The sequence below is a fragment of the Balneola vulgaris DSM 17893 genome (assembly GCF_000375465.1).
Taxonomy (GTDB): domain Bacteria; phylum Bacteroidota; class Rhodothermia; order Balneolales; family Balneolaceae; genus Balneola; species Balneola vulgaris.
Genome location: NZ_AQXH01000001.1, coordinates 827,931 through 847,141 on the forward strand (window position 1 = coordinate 827,931; position 19,211 = coordinate 847,141).

16 protein-coding genes are annotated in these 19,211 nt (G+C 41.4%); 7 read left to right on the forward strand and 9 right to left on the reverse strand.

Annotated features, from left to right (window positions below; all coding sequences use genetic code 11):
• Positions 1–4: 4 nt before the first annotated feature.
• The 3 genes from B155_RS0103595 to nuoL are packed head-to-tail and all read right to left on the reverse strand — an operon-like array spanning position 5 to position 3,933.
• Positions 5–286: a 4a-hydroxytetrahydrobiopterin dehydratase gene (locus B155_RS0103595; RefSeq protein ID WP_018126880.1), complete on the reverse strand. Its 282-nt coding sequence runs from the start codon at positions 284–286 to the stop codon at positions 5–7.
• Complete coding sequence (locus B155_RS0103600; protein WP_018126881.1) at positions 286–1,896, reverse strand: complex I subunit 4 family protein; 1,611 nt, start codon at positions 1,894–1,896, stop codon at positions 286–288. Before B155_RS0103600 ends, B155_RS0103595 begins: the two co-directional genes overlap by 1 nt.
• A gap of 15 nt (positions 1,897–1,911) precedes the next feature.
• Positions 1,912–3,933: an NADH-quinone oxidoreductase subunit L gene (gene nuoL / locus B155_RS0103605; protein WP_018126882.1), complete on the reverse strand. Its 2,022-nt coding sequence runs from the start codon at positions 3,931–3,933 to the stop codon at positions 1,912–1,914.
• Positions 3,934–4,168: 235 nt separating this feature from the next.
• Between nuoL and B155_RS0103610 the strand changes: the two genes are divergently transcribed.
• From B155_RS0103610 to B155_RS0103625, 4 genes are all read left to right on the forward strand, one after another.
• Positions 4,169–5,608 (forward strand): sodium:proton antiporter, encoded by a 1,440-nt coding sequence (locus B155_RS0103610; RefSeq protein ID WP_018126883.1) that lies wholly within the window; start codon positions 4,169–4,171, stop codon positions 5,606–5,608.
• Between the two features lie 208 nt (positions 5,609–5,816).
• Positions 5,817–6,908, forward strand: coding sequence for an NHL repeat-containing protein (locus B155_RS0103615; protein ID WP_018126884.1), 1,092 nt, complete (start codon positions 5,817–5,819; stop codon positions 6,906–6,908).
• A 101-nt stretch (positions 6,909–7,009) separates the two neighbouring features.
• Positions 7,010–8,158: a BamA/TamA family outer membrane protein gene (locus B155_RS0103620; RefSeq protein WP_018126885.1), complete on the forward strand. Its 1,149-nt coding sequence runs from the start codon at positions 7,010–7,012 to the stop codon at positions 8,156–8,158.
• Between the two features lie 175 nt (positions 8,159–8,333).
• Complete coding sequence (locus tag B155_RS0103625; RefSeq protein WP_018126886.1) at positions 8,334–9,407, forward strand: glycosyltransferase; 1,074 nt, start codon at positions 8,334–8,336, stop codon at positions 9,405–9,407.
• On the opposite strand, the gene B155_RS0103630 is transcribed toward B155_RS0103625, so the two are convergent.
• From B155_RS0103630 to B155_RS0103645, 4 genes are all read right to left on the reverse strand, one after another.
• A complete protein-coding gene (locus B155_RS0103630; RefSeq protein ID WP_018126887.1) occupies positions 9,404–10,369 on the reverse strand; it encodes a fatty acid desaturase in 966 nt (321 codons plus the stop codon). The genes B155_RS0103625 and B155_RS0103630 overlap by 4 nt on opposite strands.
• Positions 10,370–10,438: 69 nt before the next feature.
• Positions 10,439–10,741: an NADH-quinone oxidoreductase subunit NuoK gene (gene nuoK, locus B155_RS0103635; RefSeq protein WP_018126888.1), complete on the reverse strand. Its 303-nt coding sequence runs from the start codon at positions 10,739–10,741 to the stop codon at positions 10,439–10,441.
• 2 nt (positions 10,742–10,743) lie between these two features.
• Positions 10,744–11,253 (reverse strand): NADH-quinone oxidoreductase subunit J family protein, encoded by a 510-nt coding sequence (locus B155_RS0103640; RefSeq protein WP_026167178.1) that lies wholly within the window; start codon positions 11,251–11,253, stop codon positions 10,744–10,746.
• Between the two features lie 74 nt (positions 11,254–11,327).
• A complete protein-coding gene (locus B155_RS0103645) occupies positions 11,328–12,134 on the reverse strand; it encodes an undecaprenyl-diphosphate phosphatase (protein WP_018126890.1) in 807 nt (268 codons plus the stop codon).
• Between the two features lie 76 nt (positions 12,135–12,210).
• Here B155_RS0103645 and B155_RS0103650 point away from each other — a divergent pair, with 76 nt between their 5' ends.
• Entirely contained in the window at positions 12,211–13,212 is a 1,002-nt protein-coding gene (locus B155_RS0103650; protein WP_018126891.1) for an AAA family ATPase, read from the forward strand.
• Positions 13,213–14,619: 1,407 nt separating this feature from the next.
• Here the strand turns inward: B155_RS0103650 and rpsA are convergent.
• Both rpsA and cmk read right to left on the reverse strand, forming a co-directional pair.
• Positions 14,620–16,497, reverse strand: coding sequence for a 30S ribosomal protein S1 (gene rpsA / locus B155_RS0103665; protein ID WP_018126894.1), 1,878 nt, complete (start codon positions 16,495–16,497; stop codon positions 14,620–14,622).
• A 62-nt stretch (positions 16,498–16,559) separates the two neighbouring features.
• Positions 16,560–17,222 (reverse strand): (d)CMP kinase, encoded by a 663-nt coding sequence (cmk, locus tag B155_RS0103670; RefSeq protein ID WP_018126895.1) that lies wholly within the window; start codon positions 17,220–17,222, stop codon positions 16,560–16,562.
• 117 nt (positions 17,223–17,339) lie between these two features.
• Here cmk and rpsT point away from each other — a divergent pair, with 117 nt between their 5' ends.
• Positions 17,340–17,591, forward strand: coding sequence for a 30S ribosomal protein S20 (gene rpsT / locus B155_RS0103675; protein WP_018126896.1), 252 nt, complete (start codon positions 17,340–17,342; stop codon positions 17,589–17,591).
• A gap of 11 nt (positions 17,592–17,602) precedes the next feature.
• On the forward strand, positions 17,603–19,123 hold the full coding sequence (gene gpmI, locus B155_RS0103680; RefSeq protein WP_018126897.1) for a 2,3-bisphosphoglycerate-independent phosphoglycerate mutase: 1,521 nt from the start codon (positions 17,603–17,605) through the stop codon (positions 19,121–19,123).
• The last annotated feature ends 88 nt before the right edge of the window (positions 19,124–19,211 follow it).

Below are 19,211 nucleotides of genomic sequence, written 5' to 3' on the forward strand. Positions count from 1 at the left end.
ATATTTAAAGAATGCCGTCGATGGCTTTAGCTAAATCTATGTCTTTTTGAGTAACCTTGTCTCCAGCATCATGTGTCTGTAAGCCAATAGTTACATTGTTGTATACATTAAAAATCTGTGGATGATGTGCATGAGCTTCTGCTTCCATACCAATGCGCACGATGAATCCTAGCGCTTCCTTAAAATTGTTAAAGGTATACTCCTTAACAATGGTATCATCTTCGTAGCCCCACCCATCCAGGTTGGTTAGTAATTGGTTGATCTGTTCTTCAGATAGTGGTTCCATTACTTATCTACTGCTACTAATGAATTGTTTGCTGTTTCAATATCATAGAATGAAACGGCCCATTCAGGTAAATCGTCGTCTTGCGATGTTTCAAGTACCGCAATGCTCTTCTCTTTAGAAGTAATGATAAGCTCTGTTACTTGTGCTTCAGAGTACTTGGTGAAGTCAACCGGATGTACCCCTAACCAGAACATGAAAATTACGAGCGGTACTAAAAGGCCGATTTCACGAGCATTCAGATCAACTAACTTCTTGTTCTCTTCATTATCTAATGGACCAAACATTACACGCTGGAACATCCATAGCATATAAACAGCAGCTAGAATAACACCTGTTGCAGCAAATACTGCGAATGCTTTGTTGTCGTATAGTTCAGAGAAGAATGAACCGTTAAGGATCAAAAATTCACCTACGAAACCGTTCAGGCCTGGAAGCCCGATAGACGCCATAGTTGCAATCATGAACATCACTGTAAAGATCGGCATCTGCTTGGCAATTCCACCGAAGTCTTTAATCATACGAGTATGACGACGATCGTAAATCATACCAACAATCAAGAATAACGCACCTGTTGATAAACCGTGGTTAATCATTTGAATGATTGAACCTTGAATAGCTACTGTGTTTAAGGCAAAGATACCTAACACCACAAATCCCAAGTGACTTACAGATGAGTAAGCAACGAGTTTCTTCACATCCTTTTGAACCATTGCTACTAATGCACCATATATAATGCCGATTACTGCCAATGTTGCCATGTAAGGAGCAAACTCCATAAAGGCATTTGGGAATAATGGAAGACACACACGAATAAGACCGTAAGTACCCATCTTAAGCATAATCGCTGCTAGTACAACCGAACCTGCAGTAGGCGCCTCGGTGTGAGCGTATGGTAACCAAGTATGGAAAGGGAAAAGTGGCACTTTAATACAGAATGCCAAGGCAAACGAAAGGAATAAGTAGGTCTGCTCAACTAGTCCAATTTGGTAAGCTTCGCTTGAAAGGAATCTCCAATCGAGGCTAAAAGTAGCATCCGCTAATGCACTACCTGCATCATAGCCTACATAGATAAGGCCAACAAGCATGATTAGTGAACCCACTAAGGTATAGATGAAAAACTTAAGCGTTGCACGAATACGATCGGCTCCACCCCAGATTCCGATAAGGAAATACATAGGAATAAGAGAAAGCTCGAAGAACACATAGAATACCATTAAGTCTAATGCTGCAAATACACCTAGTGATGCTGTTTGCAATAACAGAAGCATAGAAAGGTATCCCGCTAGATGCTTGCTTACAGAATTCCATGAAGAGATTATTACAATCGGCCCCATAAAAGTGGTAAGCATAAACAGTAACAAGCTTAAGCCGTCTAAACCAACAAGGTATTTGATATCAATGTTAGAAGAGATACGCCCACCTTCTGTGAGGTATTGAGCCATTCCCGAGTTTGCTACATCAAATCCGAATATCAATGGAAGCGAGATAAGGAAAGTAGCTGAAGTAACGAGTAACGCAATCCACTTTTTAGCGGCATCGCTCTTAGACATAAGAATAAGAGGAATTCCTAATAGTGGTAAATAAATGGTGATATTTAATAGTGTTTCCATCAATTGATCGAAAAATTACATAATCATTAGGTATAGGATGACAATCACCCCAATTACAAAAGCCAAGGCGTAGTTTGTTACAACCCCTGTTTGTAGATATCTGAATAGACTTCCAAATAGTCGAACGGTACCTGCAATAGCATTTACAATGCCATCAACTACTTTCATATCAAATACAGCAAGTACTTTATCTGAAAACTTAACGGCTGGGCGTACAATAAGACCTTCGTATACATCATCGAAGTTATACTTATCTCTCCAAAGGCTGTAAAGGCCACCGAATTTAGAAGCGATAAGCGCATCCGATTCTTCTTGTTGGTCGTTGTTGTACATCTTGAAAGCCAACCAAACCCCAGAGATTGCTATAGCAATAGATACACCCATTAATACCCACTCAAGTGCATGACTCATCACAATCTTGTAGTCTGCATTGATGGTGTATAACCAATCATGTAAGAGGTTAATGTGAGCAGGCTCGTGTGTAAAGGTTTCAACAATAAAGTTTGGAACACCGAGGAAACCACCGAAAATAGCTAGCACAGCTAACACCCATAAAGGAGTAGTCATATTCCATGGGTTTTCATGTAAATGCTTTTCAGCACCCGCTGCTTCTTTAATTTTTTGTGGAAGCTTGAACGAACCGTGGAAGGTTGTAAGCGTTAAACGGAACATATAGAATGCCGTCAAGAAAGCTGTGATAATACCTACGCCCCAAAGCGCCATGTATAACCAACTACCGCCATCCACAAAGCCAGCGTTCATTGCCATTGCTAACACTTCATCTTTTGAGAAGAAACCAGCTAATGGTGGAATACCTGCAATTGCTACGGTAGCAATTAAAAAAGTCTTGTAAGTGTGTGGCATATACTTCTTCAAGCCACCCATAAACCTCATATCCTGAGGATCGTAGTGCACATGTTTACCTTCTTTATGAAGACCATGTTCTACATGCTCCATGGCATGGATCACAGACCCTGAGCCTAAGAATAAACAAGCTTTAAAGAATGCATGCGTAACTACGTGGAACATAGCCGCTGTAAAGCCACCTGCTCCCAATGCTAGGAACATATATCCTAACTGTGATACTGTAGAGTAAGCTAACACCCCTTTAATGTCATTTTGTGTAATCGCAATAGTTGCTGCGATAATCGCTGTGAGTGCACCAATTACTGAAATGATAATCATCACTTCTGGCACCATTACAAACATTGGCGACATTCTTGAAATCAGATAGATTCCTGAAGTTACCATCGTAGCGGCGTGGATTAATGCCGATACTGGAGTTGGGCCTGCCATGGCATCAGGTAGCCATACAAACAATGGAATCTGAGCACTTTTACCGGTAGCCCCTACAAACATCAGCAGGCCAATAGTGAACTTGTAGCCATCAGGGATAGCATCAAGGTTGCTTAGGATAGCATCAAAGTTCAAACTACCAATACTTTGGAAAGTCATGAACATGGCTACTAAGAACGCAAAGTCACCAACTCGGTTATAGATAAAAGCTTTTTTAGCAGCATCTGATTTTGCCATATCGGTATACCAAAAACCGATTAGCAAGTACGAACAAACACCTACCCCTTCCCATCCTAAGAATAGAAGTAATAAGTTGTTAGCTAGCACCAGATTTAACATCGCGAAGATGAATAAATTCAGATACGCAAAGAATTTCCAATACCCTTCGTCGTGAGACATATAGCCCATCGAATACAAATGGATAAGGAAACCAACCCCAGTTACAACTAGGGTCATCATGATTGATAATTGATCTACACGATAGGCTACATCAACACTAAAGGTTCCCGTATCCATCCATGTAAAAAGCTTATACACAAGTGCATTTGAATCTGCACTCATATTTATAAAGAAGTAAAGCGCAATTACGAAGGGTATGAACACCGCAGTATTTGCGATGATACCTATTAATTGCTTTTTATTTCTATAGCTCTCGACGAATAAACCGGAAAGTCCATTAATGAGAAAACCCACCAAAGGAAGAGCAATAATGAGAGAAAACAGCGCCGTAGCGGATTCCATTTAACTAATTTTAGAATTAACACCCAAACCGTAGCCTGTACGGCTTAAAACGGTTGGCAAAGATACAAAAAACTAGAGGAAGGTAAAGCCTATTTTCCTGTAAAATTCCCTTCACCTTTATCCGGCTTTACAATATTTTAACATGAAAATATAGAATGCGTAAAGGATATGCTTTTGAAGTGTTCACGCATCTATTATTTTGACACACAATTAAAACATTAACAAATTCGATCAAGTGAACTTAAAAAATATATTAAAAGGGGCACGACTAATATTAGCCCCGCTCTTCGTTCTCTTATTTACTACAATTTCGTTTGCAGCCGAAGGGTCAGGACATGGTATTGATGGAAGTGACTTAAGCTTATTCTGGGTTATTCCATTTGCGGGTATACTCCTCTCTATTGCATTATTTCCATTATTCGCCGAAGATTTTTGGCATCATCATTTTGGGAAAATTTCAGCTATTTGGGCAGTGTCATTATTAATTCCAATGACCATTGAATTTGGAATTAGTGCTACCTTTTATGAGGTACTACATGCTTATTTATTAGAGTACTTCCCATTTATCATCCTGTTATTAGCGCTCTTCACTGTTTCTGGCGGTGTTAGAATCAAAGGGTACCTCAAAGGTACACCTATGGTTAATACGGGCTTACTTTTACTAGGAACAATACTAGCAAGTTGGATGGGTACAACGGGAGCAGCAATGCTACTTATCCGCCCAATGCTACGCGCAAATGCTTGGCGTGAAAAGAAAGTTCACCTTGTTGTGTTCTTCATTTTCTTAGTTGCCAACGTTGGTGGTTCGTTAACTCCACTTGGTGATCCACCCTTATTCTTAGGTTTCTTACAAGGTGTTGACTTCTTCTGGACAACTACCAACCTATTCTGGGAAATGGTATTCGTAGCCGCAGTACTTCTTGTACTCTACTTTATTTGGGACTCTATCCTTTATAAGAAAGAAACCAACACTCCACCAATCGATGATGGCTCAGAGCCATTAGGTATCGAAGGTGGCTTCAACTTATTCCTATTATTAGGTGTTGTTGGTGCGGTATTATTCTCAGGTCTTGTAAACATTGGCGAATTTGAGATTTATCACGTTCATGTAACCGTTCAAAACCTTATCCGTGACTTCACCTTATTGGCACTTGCTTGGGCTAGTTGGCACTTTACTTCTAAAGAAAGTAGAGCTGCAAACGGCTTTAACTGGTTCCCTATCCAAGAAGTTGGGAAACTCTTTGCTGGTATCTTTATTACCATCATCGCGCCTATTGCTATGCTTAAAGCAGCAAACAACGGCGAAGGTGCACTACAGTTTGTAAACAATGCTGTATTCAATGAAGCAGGCGAACCAATCAACGAGATGTTCTTCTGGATAACAGGTATGCTTTCTGCATTCTTAGATAATGCTCCTACTTATTTGGTATTCTTTAATGCCGCAGGTGGTAATGCAGAAATTCTTATGAATGAGATGACCAATACCTTAATTGCGATCTCAGCTGGTTCCGTATTCTTTGGTGCTCTTACCTATATCGGTAACGCTCCAAACTTTATGGTGAAATCTATTGCTGAGCAAAGCGGTGTTAAAATGCCAAGCTTTGGTGGTTATATCTTATGGTCGTTTTGTATTCTGTTACCGATCTACCTGCTTGTTACCCTCTTGTTTATTTAAACTAAGGTTAAGCAATCATATTAGAAGGAGTAGTGCTTGCACTGCTCCTTTTTTTATGCCAATTACTTTTCAGATACACAGAATATCGCTCCTTTTCTTCTATTCAACGATTGAAAATAAAACCCAATTATTGAGTTTGACAGACAACACCCTATTTACTATCTAGTTGAACGCTACTACAAATATCAATTTATCTAATTAGGGTTACATGAAACAGGTTTTATTAATCGGATTAATTCTCACCCTGTCTATTGCCTGTGATGATGGCACCACATTACATCCAACAAAAATAAACCTTGAGGCTGCAGATGGTTATCTAGACCTAAAGGCTTCAGAGCAGAATCAACGTCTACTAAGTCTTCGGGACCAGCTACTCAACAAAACATTTAGATCTAGCCTTGCTGATGAGCAACTTCTAGGTACAATTGCAGATATTGAACTTGATGATGAAGGCTATGCCTATGTATTGGATCAGGATCAAAAACAGATATTTAAAATCAAAGACTCTCAGATAGATACCCTAGGACGCGAAGGTCAAGGTCCTGGCGAAATGGGTTTCCCAATATCGCTAGACTACCATGATAACAAACTGTATGTGAGTGATTTTATGCGTGGTGTACTTGTAATAGACATCCATGATTCCAACGAAAATAACGACTTTCCTTACCGTTTCGCTGCGAGAGATGCTAAAGCTACTCCCAGTGGAGTTTATATTCTTCAGGGAATGATTGCCCAAGCAAACCCAGATGGAGAGTTAAAAACAATCGACTATTATGATAATGCTGCAGACACCATTACTAAACGTTTTGACAGTGCTTATATAGATGACAATAGAGTAGCGGTTCGTAGACTTTCAGCAGGAAATATTGAGTATGTGCATGAAACGGACCTTTTGATATCAATGAAATATCATTCTCCTATTATTTCAGCTTATAAGTACGGTGAATTGGAATGGCAGAAAAAATTTCGAGATATGGTTCACTTTCAAATGACTGAATTTATAAACCCCACTCCCGGTGGTGTTCGAAACCATCGACGTTTTACAGAAGATAAAGAGGAGTTTCACGATCTGAAGACTCTTCAAAGTGCTGGTGATGGTATTTTTATAGTTCAATTCTTACATGCCGCTTTAGATCCTGAAGAAGAAATAATTAAGCCATTAACAACCTATCTCATTGACACGAGAGATGGGAGTACCTTAAAAATGGACGACTATCCGAGGATCATGGCTCTTCGTAACAACTACCTAATAACCCAAGAAAAAAATACTACTGTGAACTACAATCTGTATTCCTATTAATTCGTAGGTAATATTTTTATTAAATCGACCGGTAGGGTAATTGTTGTAAGTAGTGATTGGTATATTAGCTAGATTGTTATCCTACATCACTAAATGCATTAATGAACAAGCAGAGCCAATTTTTATCATTAGGACTAATCGTAGTATTGCTCCTTTCTTTATCTCCTTCCGTGCAGAGCCAGCAGCAAAGCATGGTTACCGATTCCATTGAAACTGCTTTCCTGCCCGCTCTTTCATTTAATAGTGATTTCGGTTTTATGGCTGGCGGACTCGTTTCTAGGTATCATTACAATCAAACCCATGAGCCGTTTTACTCTTACACTCAAATTGCGGCTATTTTTTCAACCAAAGGCTTAGCATCTGCCATCATTGAAATAGATAAGCCCAGTGTTCTTGGCTCAGCGAATCGGTTGAAAAGTGCTGTTTACGTCTCACGCTTTTTAAATGATCCTTATTACGGTATTCAATCCTACCAAAAAATCGACGACTCATTTAATTCAGATCCCGACTTTTATTCCTATCAGTCTTTTGCCACCGGTATAGATGCAGAACTTCGCATCCCTGTTTCTCAACAATTCGAAGCTCTAGCCATCTTTAACCTAGATTATCTAACCCCTTGGTCTAACTCTCCCAATCAGCTCATTATGCAAGAGCGACCACTGGGAGTTGAAGGTGGTTCTAACTTACATCTTGGTACTGGCTTCATTTCAGACAATAGGAATCATGAGTTCAGACCCTCCAAAGGCACTTACTTCTACCTTTCTGTAGAAGGTGGTTTAAAAAACGTTGGGAGTTCGTATAGCAATGCCATTATCCGTTTTAAAGCTCGAAATTATGTAAACATCCCATTGTTTAAAGGCGTTGTATTTGCTCAGCAACTTCAGCTAAAAAACACCTATGGAGATGTGCCCTTTTGGAAGTTAGCTTATGCAGGAGATGAAATGACCCTCCGTGGTTATCCCTCTGGCCGATTTAGAGACGACCATTCCCTGATACTAAACAATGAATTACGTACATGGCTGTTTGATATCCCATTTTTGGGAGCTGAGTTTGGCGGCAATCTCTTTTTTGATGTAGGTAAATCCTACGCAAATGGCACCCCCTTCAATGCATTAACCGAAGACCTGAAGTATTCCTATGGGCTAAGTGGCACTAGTTCTTTCTTTACGCCGGATTTTATTCTACGCACTGATGTTGGTTTTTCGGAAGAAGGAGTTGGTATCTATTTTACAGCTGGTTATATGTTTTAAACACCCTCAACTTTTGTTGAAAACTGCCACTCTTTTAAATAAAATCTTGAGTTAGGTTCACTATATTACCAATCAAACTCTATAAGCTAATCGACTTTTTGTGGAATTCTTCGATCTAACAATTCTCATATTCACATTTATTTATACCTGCTTGATACTCTTTATTTGTATCGGCTTGTTTAGGCTCCCCAAATCTAAAGGTAAACTGGTTGAGAACTATCCTACGGTTGCAGTAATTGTATCGGCAAAAAATGAAGAGCGTGATATTGTAGGGTGTATTCAATCGCTTGAAAACCTCACCTACCCTAAAGATGCCCTAGAAGTTATTCTTGTGGATGATGCCTCTACCGATAAAACCACACAGCTTATAAAAGAAGCCGCAGAACGCAATGAACACTTTACTGCATTAAGTACGGTCGACGCCCCTAAAACACGTCTAAGAGCCAAAGCACGTGGTGTAGCATGGGGCATGAAGAACACCGATGCTGAGTGGGTTTTTATTACAGATGCGGATGGCTCTGTGCAACCTAGCTGGATCGAACACATGCTCACCGGAGTTGATGATTCAATTGGAATGATTGGCGGTATGGTGGCCGTAAAAGATCGATCTCTACTAGCCATATTCGAACGAATGAGTTGGGCTTTTACCCTGCCTTTTGCCTTTGGTATGGCAGGCTATGGCGGTGAGTTTATCTGTGTAGGACCTAATATGGCTCTTAGAAAAAAAATCTATGATGAGTACGGCGGGTTAGAAGCTTCGGAATTCAATGTAGCTGAAGATTTAGCTTTGTTCCGTATGGTTGATGAATCCGAATATGGTGTAAAATCACATGTATCAAAAGAAACCAAGGTAGATCTTGAGCCTGTGCCCTCATTAAAGCACTTACTCAGTCAACAAAGACGTTGGTTAAAAGGGGGATTTGAAGGGAGCTGGAAATACTGGATCGGCCTAGTACTTGCCTTTGGTTTCCACAATGTACTTTCAATACTATTTGTGACGGGATTATTTGTAAGCCTGAAAACAACCATGATTGCCCTGATCATCAAAACAGGCGCTGACTTTCTACTTCTTGCCTCCGAGAAGACACTCCTCAAAGAACCCAAGTTACTTCGTTACTTATTCTTCATGGAGTTCCATTTAATAACCACTCTGTTATGGTTACCGATAAGCCTGCTCATTAACTCCACCATACATTGGATGGGAGATGATTACGTAATCACCTATACTGACAAATCAGAAACCGATTAAGCAGCTTGGCTTTTACTTTTATGCTTAGATCGCTTCGGATCTCGTTCTATTCGTGAGAATAAGGTTAAATCAGCTCTAGTAAAGAATAGGTATAAGAGCTTGGTCCACGAGGTGTGGTAGTACAGAGAATCATAATACTCTGATGCCTTCTCTTTTAACTTGGGCAACCTGCTCCAAGGAATACCTGGGAAATCATGATGCTCGTTATGGTAGCCAATATTAAATGTAAGAGCGTTCAATGGACCATAGTACGAATAGGTTTCTTGAGGCGGTGCAACTACATAATGCTCTTGAATCCATCGTGCACCCAAAGGATGTAGACCTAGAGCAAAAAAGGTAGAAAGTAATAAATAGATAAACGCTGGTATGCCTACCCAATATATGATGGCTACGTCAAATGCCACAGCTAATAAAATATTGAGGTAAAACCGAGCATCAACATAAGGTATACGGTCAAAACGAAGAGGTCTCAAGCTGATCACAATAGGATGTAATAGCAGCCAAAGTATTTTACCGAAGGGAGTGTATTCAATAAGTTTTGCTTCCCATTTATGAGGTAAATCAGCGTCCATCTCATACTCCCCTTGATGCGCGTGATGTTTAAGATGGAAAGTGGTGAAACTTGCAAAAGTAGGAGTACATGAAGGTAAGTTCCCTATCAAACCAAGCATATAATTAAGCTTCTTATTCTTAAGAACAAGATTGTGAGTACACTCATGTTTTAAGGTAAAAAGAGCATGGGTAGAAAAAGCACCTATGGTATAAGCTGCCAATAAAATTACCCACCAAGAGGCTTGGTTTAACATAACAGCAGCCGAAATCTGAACGGCTACTAGCAGTAGAATATAAAGAGCTGTTTTAGGCTCTCTTCCAAAAAGCTCCTTTACATCTGGATGATCTCGGAGTATATCTCTACGTCGTTGAACATGTGGATCTCCAGAGTCAGAATGTGTAAATCCCATAGCGTCTCTTCCCTCTAGTTATAAAAAAAAGCTCGATTCTAAATTTAAAACCGAGCTTTAAAATCTATGTTACCAACGTAACAAATTAATTTCACGAACATCAACAGTAAGATTATTCCTGAATATAGCAATGATAATCGCCAAGCCTACAACGGCTTCAGCGGCGGCAACGGCTAGAGCAAAGAACACAAGAATCTGCCCGTCGATGTTGCCATGATAACTACTAAACGATACTAATGATAAGTTTACGGCATTCAGCATCAGCTCAACACACATGAACACAACAATAGCATTTCTTCTAATAAGTACACCAATCATACCAATGGTGAACATTATTGCACTAACAGCTAAAAGCCAATCAATCTCTAACATATTTAGCCCTTCTTAATTTTGTATTGAGCAACCATTAAAGCACCTACAACAGCCGCTGTAAGTAAGATCGCCGTCATTTCAAATGGAAGTAGGTACTTCGTGAATAGCACATCACCTACTGCTTCAACTGTACCAATTGTTGCCATATTGCTAGATATCTCAGGTAGCATATCGCCTACACCTACAAGGCTGTAGAATATTTGGCCAATCACAGCCACTCCAAGAAGGAATGCAAGGAAGTACTTAATTCTGAATTTATTGAACAGCTTCTTCTCATCTTCCACGTTCAATAACATGATTACGAATAAGAAGAGTACCATTATGGCACCAGCATAAACTAGGATTTGAATCACTGCAAGAAATTGAGCATTCAACAGCAGGTAGATGCCCGCCAATGAAACCATGTTTATAACTAGAAATAGAGCACTATTAACTACGTTCTTGTTTATGACCATTGCCAGTGCCGAAGCAATCGCCAAAACAGCTAACATTATAAATAGATAGACAATCATAGGATCCTGTAATTTTGGAGTGCAAATGTAGCACTATTTGATTCGGCCTTCAAGATTAAAAGCGCGATTATTCATCAAAAAGTGAAATAAATGAGCCCGGCTCCACCCACAGCCCAACAGTAGTAGGCAAAATAGTGAAAACCTTTCTTTTTTAGGATGACTATTAAATATTTAAGGGCGTAATAACCCGACACAAAAGCAGTCAAAAAACCCACCAAAAGCCCTTGAATGTAAACGGTATCCATCCCCTGTTCCATCAAGTCTAAAACTTGGAGCAACATCGCGCCACCAATTACCGGTATTACCATTAAAAATGAAAAATTTGCAGCCTCTTCTCTACTCACTCCAAAATATAAAGCTGTAGAAATGGTGGAGCCCGATCTACTAATACCTGGAATCATCGCAAAAGCTTGAGCAATCCCAATTACGATACTACGCCCAACAGTAACCCGTCCTTCTTTCTCTTTCGCAAACTTGGTTAAGAATAAAATAAAGCCGGTTACCACTAGCATCACCGACACTAAAAAAGGGCTATCAAAAATAGTCTCTACTTTATCTTTTAACGTAAAGCCCACGATAAAAGCGGGAATCATACTCAGAAGAACAAAGCCAATCATTTTTACTTTAGGGTTCTCCATCTCTTTCTTAGGAGCGGCAATAAAACTAAATCCAGCTTTGGTAATATCCATCAACAGAGCACGATAATAAATAAGGATACTACAAAGTGTACCAAAGTGAACTACGATTTCGAAAGTAAGTCCAGCTTCGTTACTTTCACCTAGAAAATATTTCCCTAATGCAAGGTGACCTGAACTGCTAATAGGGAGAAATTCAGTGAGTCCTTGAAGCAGTCCTAATAAAAAAGATTGTAAAATGTCCATGTATTATATTTAATGGCTTTTTGAAGGCGAGAAATTAACCATATCATCTGGAAAAACTATAAGGAATATTAGAAATATGAGCGAAATGGCAGTAGACATGGCCGCACTTGGCGAGAAGATTGAAAAAAGCAGTGCATTTATTGAGGATATAAGAAAAGAGCTCGACAAAGTGATTATTGGTCAACAGTATATGATCGACCGATTATTAGTAGGCTTACTTACCAATGGCCACGTTCTCTTAGAAGGGGTTCCTGGTTTGGCAAAGACATTAACCGTTTCTTCGTTGGCAACGGTGCTCAACACAGATTTTCAGCGTATTCAGTTTACCCCTGATTTACTACCCGCCGATTTAATTGGTACGTTGATCTACAACCAAAAGGAAGCCGAGTTCTTAGTGAAAAAAGGACCCATCTTCGCGAACATTATTTTGGCTGATGAGATCAACCGTTCTCCCGCTAAGGTGCAAAGTGCACTTCTGGAAGCGATGCAGGAAAAGCAGGTTACCATTGGTGAAAACACCTTCAAACTTGAAGAGCCGTTCTTAGTACTAGCTACGCAGAACCCGGTTGAGCAAGAAGGTACCTACCCTCTTCCAGAAGCACAGGTTGACCGTTTCATGCTGAAGCTCAAGATTGGTTACCCTACCGAAGTGGAAGAAATGGAAATTATGCGCCGTATGGCTCGCACTGGTGAGAAGCCAACATTGAATACCGTTGTAACTACGGATAAGATCATGGATGCTCGTCGTGTAATCAACGAAATCTACATGGATGAGAAAGTTGAGAAGTACATCGTTGACCTTGTGTTTGCCACGCGTAAACCAGCAAACTATGGATTGAGCGATTTGGAGGATCTGATTGGCTTCGGTGGCTCTCCACGTGCTACTATCAACTTGAACCTTGCAGCGCGTGCACAGGCCTTTATGGAGCACAGAGCGTACGTTACTCCTGAAGATGTACGCACCATCGCGATGGATGTACTGCGCCACAGAATTATTCCTACTTTCGAAGCAGAAGCCGAGGACATCAGCTCTGAAGATATCGTGGAAAAAATTATGGGCGCTGTTCAAGTACCATAGACCTTTTAGCTACACCGCTAATACCCATAAGGGAAGCCATGCTACATGGTTTCCCTTTTTTTGTGCTTGAGCGTGAAATCTTAATAAAGCAAAAGGGATATTTCCATGAACTCCATCACCCCGCTTTCAGCGAAATGATGGATCGCTCATTCTCCGTCTGTCGGGCTTTGCACGGCTGACGGATTTAGTTGCTGAAATAGGAACCAGACCTCGAAGTTCATGGCCTTAATTCTTGTCGGGAACTTTGGGTACTGGAGCCTGTGCTGAGGAAGCTCCGTGGGTTCCCTTTCCAAGAACTCCATCACCCCGCTTTCAGCGAAATGATGGATCGCTCATTCTCCGGCTGTCGGGCTTTGCACGGCTGACGGATTTTAGTTGCTGAAATAGGAACAAGTCCTTGGAGTTCATGCCCTTAATTTTTGTCAGGAGCTTTTGGTACTGGAGCCTGTGCTGAAGAAGCTCAGTGGTTTCCCTTTCCAAGAACTCCATCACCCCGCTTTCAGCGAAATGATGGATCGCTCATTCTCCGTCTGTCGGGCTTTGCACGGCTGACGGATTTAGTTGCTGAAATAGGAGCCAGACCTCAAAGTTCATGCCCTTAATTCTTGCCGGGAACTTTGGGTACTGGAACCTGTGCTGAGGAAGCTCAGTGGTTTCCCTTTCCAAGAACTCCATCACCCCGCTTTCAGCGAAATGATGGGTCGCCCATTCTCCGTCTGTCGGGCTTTGCACGGCTGACGGGTTTTAGTGACTGAAATTGGAACCAAACCTCGGAGTTCATGGCCTTAATTCTTGTCGGGAACTTTGGGTACTGGAACCTGTGCTGAGGAAGCTCAGTGGTTTCCCTTTCCAAGAACTCCATCACCCCGCTTTCAGCGAAATGATGGGTCGCCCATTCTCCGTCTGTCGGGCTTTGCACGGCTGACGGGTTTTAGTGACTGAAATTGGAACCAAACCTCGGAGTTCATGGCCTTAATTCTTGTCGGGAACTTTGGGTACTGGAACCTGTGCTGAGGAAGCTCAGTGGTTTCCCTTTCCATGAACTCCATCACCCCGCTTTCAGCGAAATGATGGGTCGCTCATTCTCCGGCTGTCGGGCTTTGCACGGCTGACGGATTTAGTTGCTGAGATAGGAACCAAACCTCGGAGTTCATGCCCTTAATTCTTGTCAGGAGCTTTTGGTACTGAAGCCTGTGCTGAAGAAGCTCAGTGGTTTCTCTTTCCATGAACTCCATCACCCCGCTTTCAGCGAAATGATGGATCGCTCATTCTCCGCCTGTCGGATTTTAACATTAGATATGTTTTGTATTCTTCTTTGATTTTGTGCATTCGTGGCTATATCCCATAAAAAAAGGCATCCAACAGAATTGGATGCCTTTCGAATATCTAAGCTATTAAAGTAAAAGCTTATTCAGCTGAATCGTCAGAGTCTTTTTTCTCTGCTTCTTCCATGCTTTTCTTAAGTTCAGCAAGGCCAGACATCTCACCTAGAGTTGGAGCTCCAGTTTCAACGTTAGCAGCGTCAACTTTTTTCTTCGCTTCTTTAGCTTTCTTTTGATCTTTATCAAGCTGGCTTAAAGAGATGTTCTTAGCTTCTTCGTTGAAGTCTAATACGAACGCTTCTACTTTATCACCTTCTTTGAATTCAGCTTCGGTAGCTTTACCGTAGCTTAAGAATGCTTCAGCACCAAGAGATAGCTTCACAAAAGCACCTTTATCGGTAGCTTTTACAACTTCACCTTCAACAGAAGTTCCTGGAGTGTATTCTTTCGCATACTGCTCCCAAGGGTTGTCTTGTACTTGCTTGTGTCCAAGAGTGATTCTTCTGTTTTCGAAGTCGATGCCTAAGATCACTACTTCGATTTCTTGGTCTTTCTTAACGATTTCGTTCGGGTGCTCAACTTTTTCAGTCCAGCTTAAGTCAGAAACGTGGATTAGACCATCGATACCTGGCTCTAGCTCAACAAATACACCAAAGTTCGTTAGGTTACGAATCACACCATTGTGCTTAGAACCAACTGGGAATCTATCAAGGATATCAGCCCATGGATCGTTAGCTAGTTGCTTAACGCCAAGAGAGATTTTCTTCTCATCTTCGTTGATGTTAAGAACGATACACTCAACGATGTCATCTTTCTGTACCAATTGCGATGGGTGCTTGATGTGCTGCGTCCAAGACATCTCAGAGATGTGGATAAGACCTTCAACACCTTTTTCAAGCTCAATAAATGCACCGTAATCAGCGATAGAAACAACACGACCTTGTACTTTATTTTCTTCTGGGTACTTAGCGTGGATTTCTTCCCATGGATGCGGCTGTAGTTGCTTCAAGCCAAGAGACACTCTCTTGCTCTTCTCATCAAAGTCGATAACAGCAACGTTTAAGCGCTGATCCAATTGAACGATTTCGTTTGGATCGTCAACACGTCCCCAAGATAGGTCAGTAATGTGAAGAAGACCGTCAACACCACCAAGATCGATGAATACACCGAAGTCTGTGATATTTTTAACAGCACCTTCAAGTACTTGACCTGCTTCAATCGTATCAAGAATTTGCTCTCTTTGCTCTTCAAGATCAGACTCGATAAGCGCTCTGTGAGAAACAACAACGTTTTCAGCAGCCATGTTTAATTTCACAACTTGGAATTCCATTGTTCTTCCAACGTATGCGTCGAAGTCGCGAACTGGGCGAACATCGATTTGAGAACCAGGTAAGAAAGCGTCGATGCCAAATACATCCACAACCATACCACCTTTAATACGACGCTTGATAAGACCTTCAATGATCTCACCAGAACCGTGTGATGCTTCAATTTTTTCCCAAGCTTGTAGGATGTCGGCTTTACGACGAGAAAGGATTAACTGACCTTCTTTATCTTCAACACGATCAAGGAATACGTCTACTTCATCGCCCGCTCCCATATTCTCAAGGATAGCAGAAGGGAATTCGTTTACAGCGATGATACCTTCCGACTTGAAACCGATATCGATAACAACATATTTCTCATCGATAGATACTACACGGCCGGTAATAATTTCTTTTTCTTCGATTTGATTTAGGGTGTTTTCATACATCCCCATCATATCGTTGTATTCTTCTGTAGTATATTCGTCAGAAGGGCTTGCTAGTTGGTCGTAAGTATAAACTTCGCCTTCAACATCGCCTGTGAATACGTGCGTTAAAGCTTCTTTTTTTGTCTCTTCAGATACCTGTGTAGTGTCTTCTACCACTGTAGCAGTAGTTTCTTCTTGTTCGGTTTCTTGATTTTTGTTTTCGTCGGTCATTATAAGTAATTGTTAATGTTATACCTCACAACTGGCTTTCAATTGTGGGATAGAGTTATGGTTTAAGCGTTCTTAGCAATAAGCTGTTGAACATGTTCTGAGATCATTTGAACTTGATCTTCGAAAGTGAGTCCAGAAGTATTCACTAATATTGCATCATCGGCTTGTTTCAGCGGATCAGATGCTCTAGAGGAATCTTTCAAATCTCTGTCTTCAATATTTTTTCTTACTTCATCAAACGTAGTTTGTTCACCTTTGGCTTCTAATTCAGATAACCGACGGCGAGCACGCTCATCAAGATCTGCGATCATGAAGAACTTTAACTCCGCATCAGGGAAAACAGCCGTGCCTAGGTCGCGACCATCGGCAATGTAAATTCCACTTTGCACCGCTTGGCGCATTAAGGCATTCACAAAAGCTCTCACTTCTGGCATTGCAGCTACTGTACTAACAGCATTTGCAACATGCATGGCTCTTATTTCATCAGATACATCTGAGTGATTTAACAACACATGAAATTTTTTCTCTTTGAAGTAAAACGAGATATCACTTTCTTTCAGCGCATCAAAGAACGAGTCTCCGTTATTCTGAGAGTTAAGATAGATGAGTGTTGCCACCCTATACAGCGCTCCAGAGTCCAAAAATTGGATCTTAAGACGCTCGGCTACCGCCCGGGCTGTTGAACTTTTTCCTGACCCTGCGGGTCCATCTATAACTACTATCATAACAGAAGGGCTAAATTAAAGTTATTTGCTTAAATATTCAATCTATTGTTGAATAATGTTTGGCGAACCCTTAATTTTGGCAACTAAAAATTTTTCCATTAAACACGACTATAAGTCATGCCACAAACTAAACAAGCGATCAAACGTGTTCGACAAGCAGAGAAGAGAAAGCTTCACAACCGTACTCGTAAGTCAAAAATGAGAACTTTAATCAAAAGCGTTTTTGAGTCTACGGATAAAACTCAGGCTGAAAAACTCTTAAAAGATGCTATTTCTTACATTGATAGAATGAGTGTAAAGGGTATTGTTCACCCAAACAACGCTGCTCGTAAAAAAGCTCGTCTTACAAAGCACGTAAACAACTTATAAGATCTTTTTGAATGGCCAACTCTCAATCTAAAGCACTTCTTGTAATTTTAGATGGGTTTGGGTTGGCCGAAGATCCATCCGTTAGCGCGATTCATCACGCTAACACCCCTTTCATCGACCACCTCTTTGCAAGCTATCCGAACGCACACCTTTCGGCTAGTGGAGATCATGTTGGATTACCCGACGGTCAGTTTGGAAACTCAGAAGTAGGTCACCTTAATATTGGTGCTGGGAGAATTGTGCGCCAAGCACTCTCTCGCATTAACCATTCTATTGAGGAAGGCGACTTCAACCAAAACGAAACCCTCGTTCAAGCAATTCAGAGTGCGAAGGCCAAAGGTAAGATCCATATCATGGGTCTTTTCTCGGATGGTGGCGTTCATAGCCACAACGAGCACCTCTTCGCATTACTCAAGCTATGCAAACAGCATAAGCTTCCACAGGTATATGTACATGCCTTCACAGATGGGCGCGATACTTCCCCAAAAGGTGGCATTCATTATGCGCGCGACTTCGAACAAGAAGCACAAAACATTGGGTGTGGAACGCTCGCTTCTGTGATCGGTCGCTACTTCGCTATGGATCGTGACAACCGTTGGGAGCGCATCGAAAAAGCATACAACCTGTTGGTGCATGGCAAAGGCGCTGCATTCGATAGCGCTGAAGAAGCATTCCAAGCCAGTTACAAGGATGGGAAAACAGACGAGTTTATAGAACCTATTCTTTTAGACGATTCTCCAGCGTCTCGCATTGAAGCCGGTGATACCGTAATCTTCTACAACATACGTGGGGACCGAGCTCGAGAGATATCACGTGCGCTCACCGATTCAGAATTCTCGGAATTTGAGACCAAAGCTCTGGATTTGAATTATGTTTCATTCACCTCTTACGATGAGACTTTCACGCACATTCCGGTAGCCTTCCCTCCCCTTGAGTTGGAAAATACTTTGGGTGAATGGGTAAGTAAACAAGGGAAAAAGCAGTTTCGCATAGCTGAAACCGAAAAGTATCCACACGTTACCTATTTCTTTAACGGCGGCATTGAAGTGCCGAATGAAGGCGAAGATCGATTGGTGATACCAAGCCCCAAAGTTGCTACTTACGATATGCAACCTGAAATGAGCGCGGAGGAAGTAGCCACCGAATTATGTAAGCGACTGGCATCCGAAGCTTACGATTTAGCCATTTTAAACTTTGCCAATCCCGATATGGTGGGCCACACGGGCGATATGCAAGCCGCCATCAAAGCGGTAGAAGCCGTTGACGCCCAACTAAAGCGTGTGATTACCACGGCCAATGAACACGGGTACACCAGCTTAATAATCGCAGATCACGGCAATGCCGATCAAATGATTAAGAAAGACGGCAGCCCCCATACCGCGCACACCACCGCTCTGGTTCCATCCATTTTAGTGAACCATTCTGAAGACGTACCACTACAAACAGGCATCTTAGCCGATGTAGCCCCTACCCTTTTAAAAATAATGGGACTTCAGAAACCTGCCGAAATGACCGGTAACTCTCTATATTAATTTTTTCCAAGGGCATTTTGTTTGCAATTAGGAGTGCCGGCTACTACATTCGAAAAAGAATGAACTAAAGTCATGTCAGGCTCGTTTT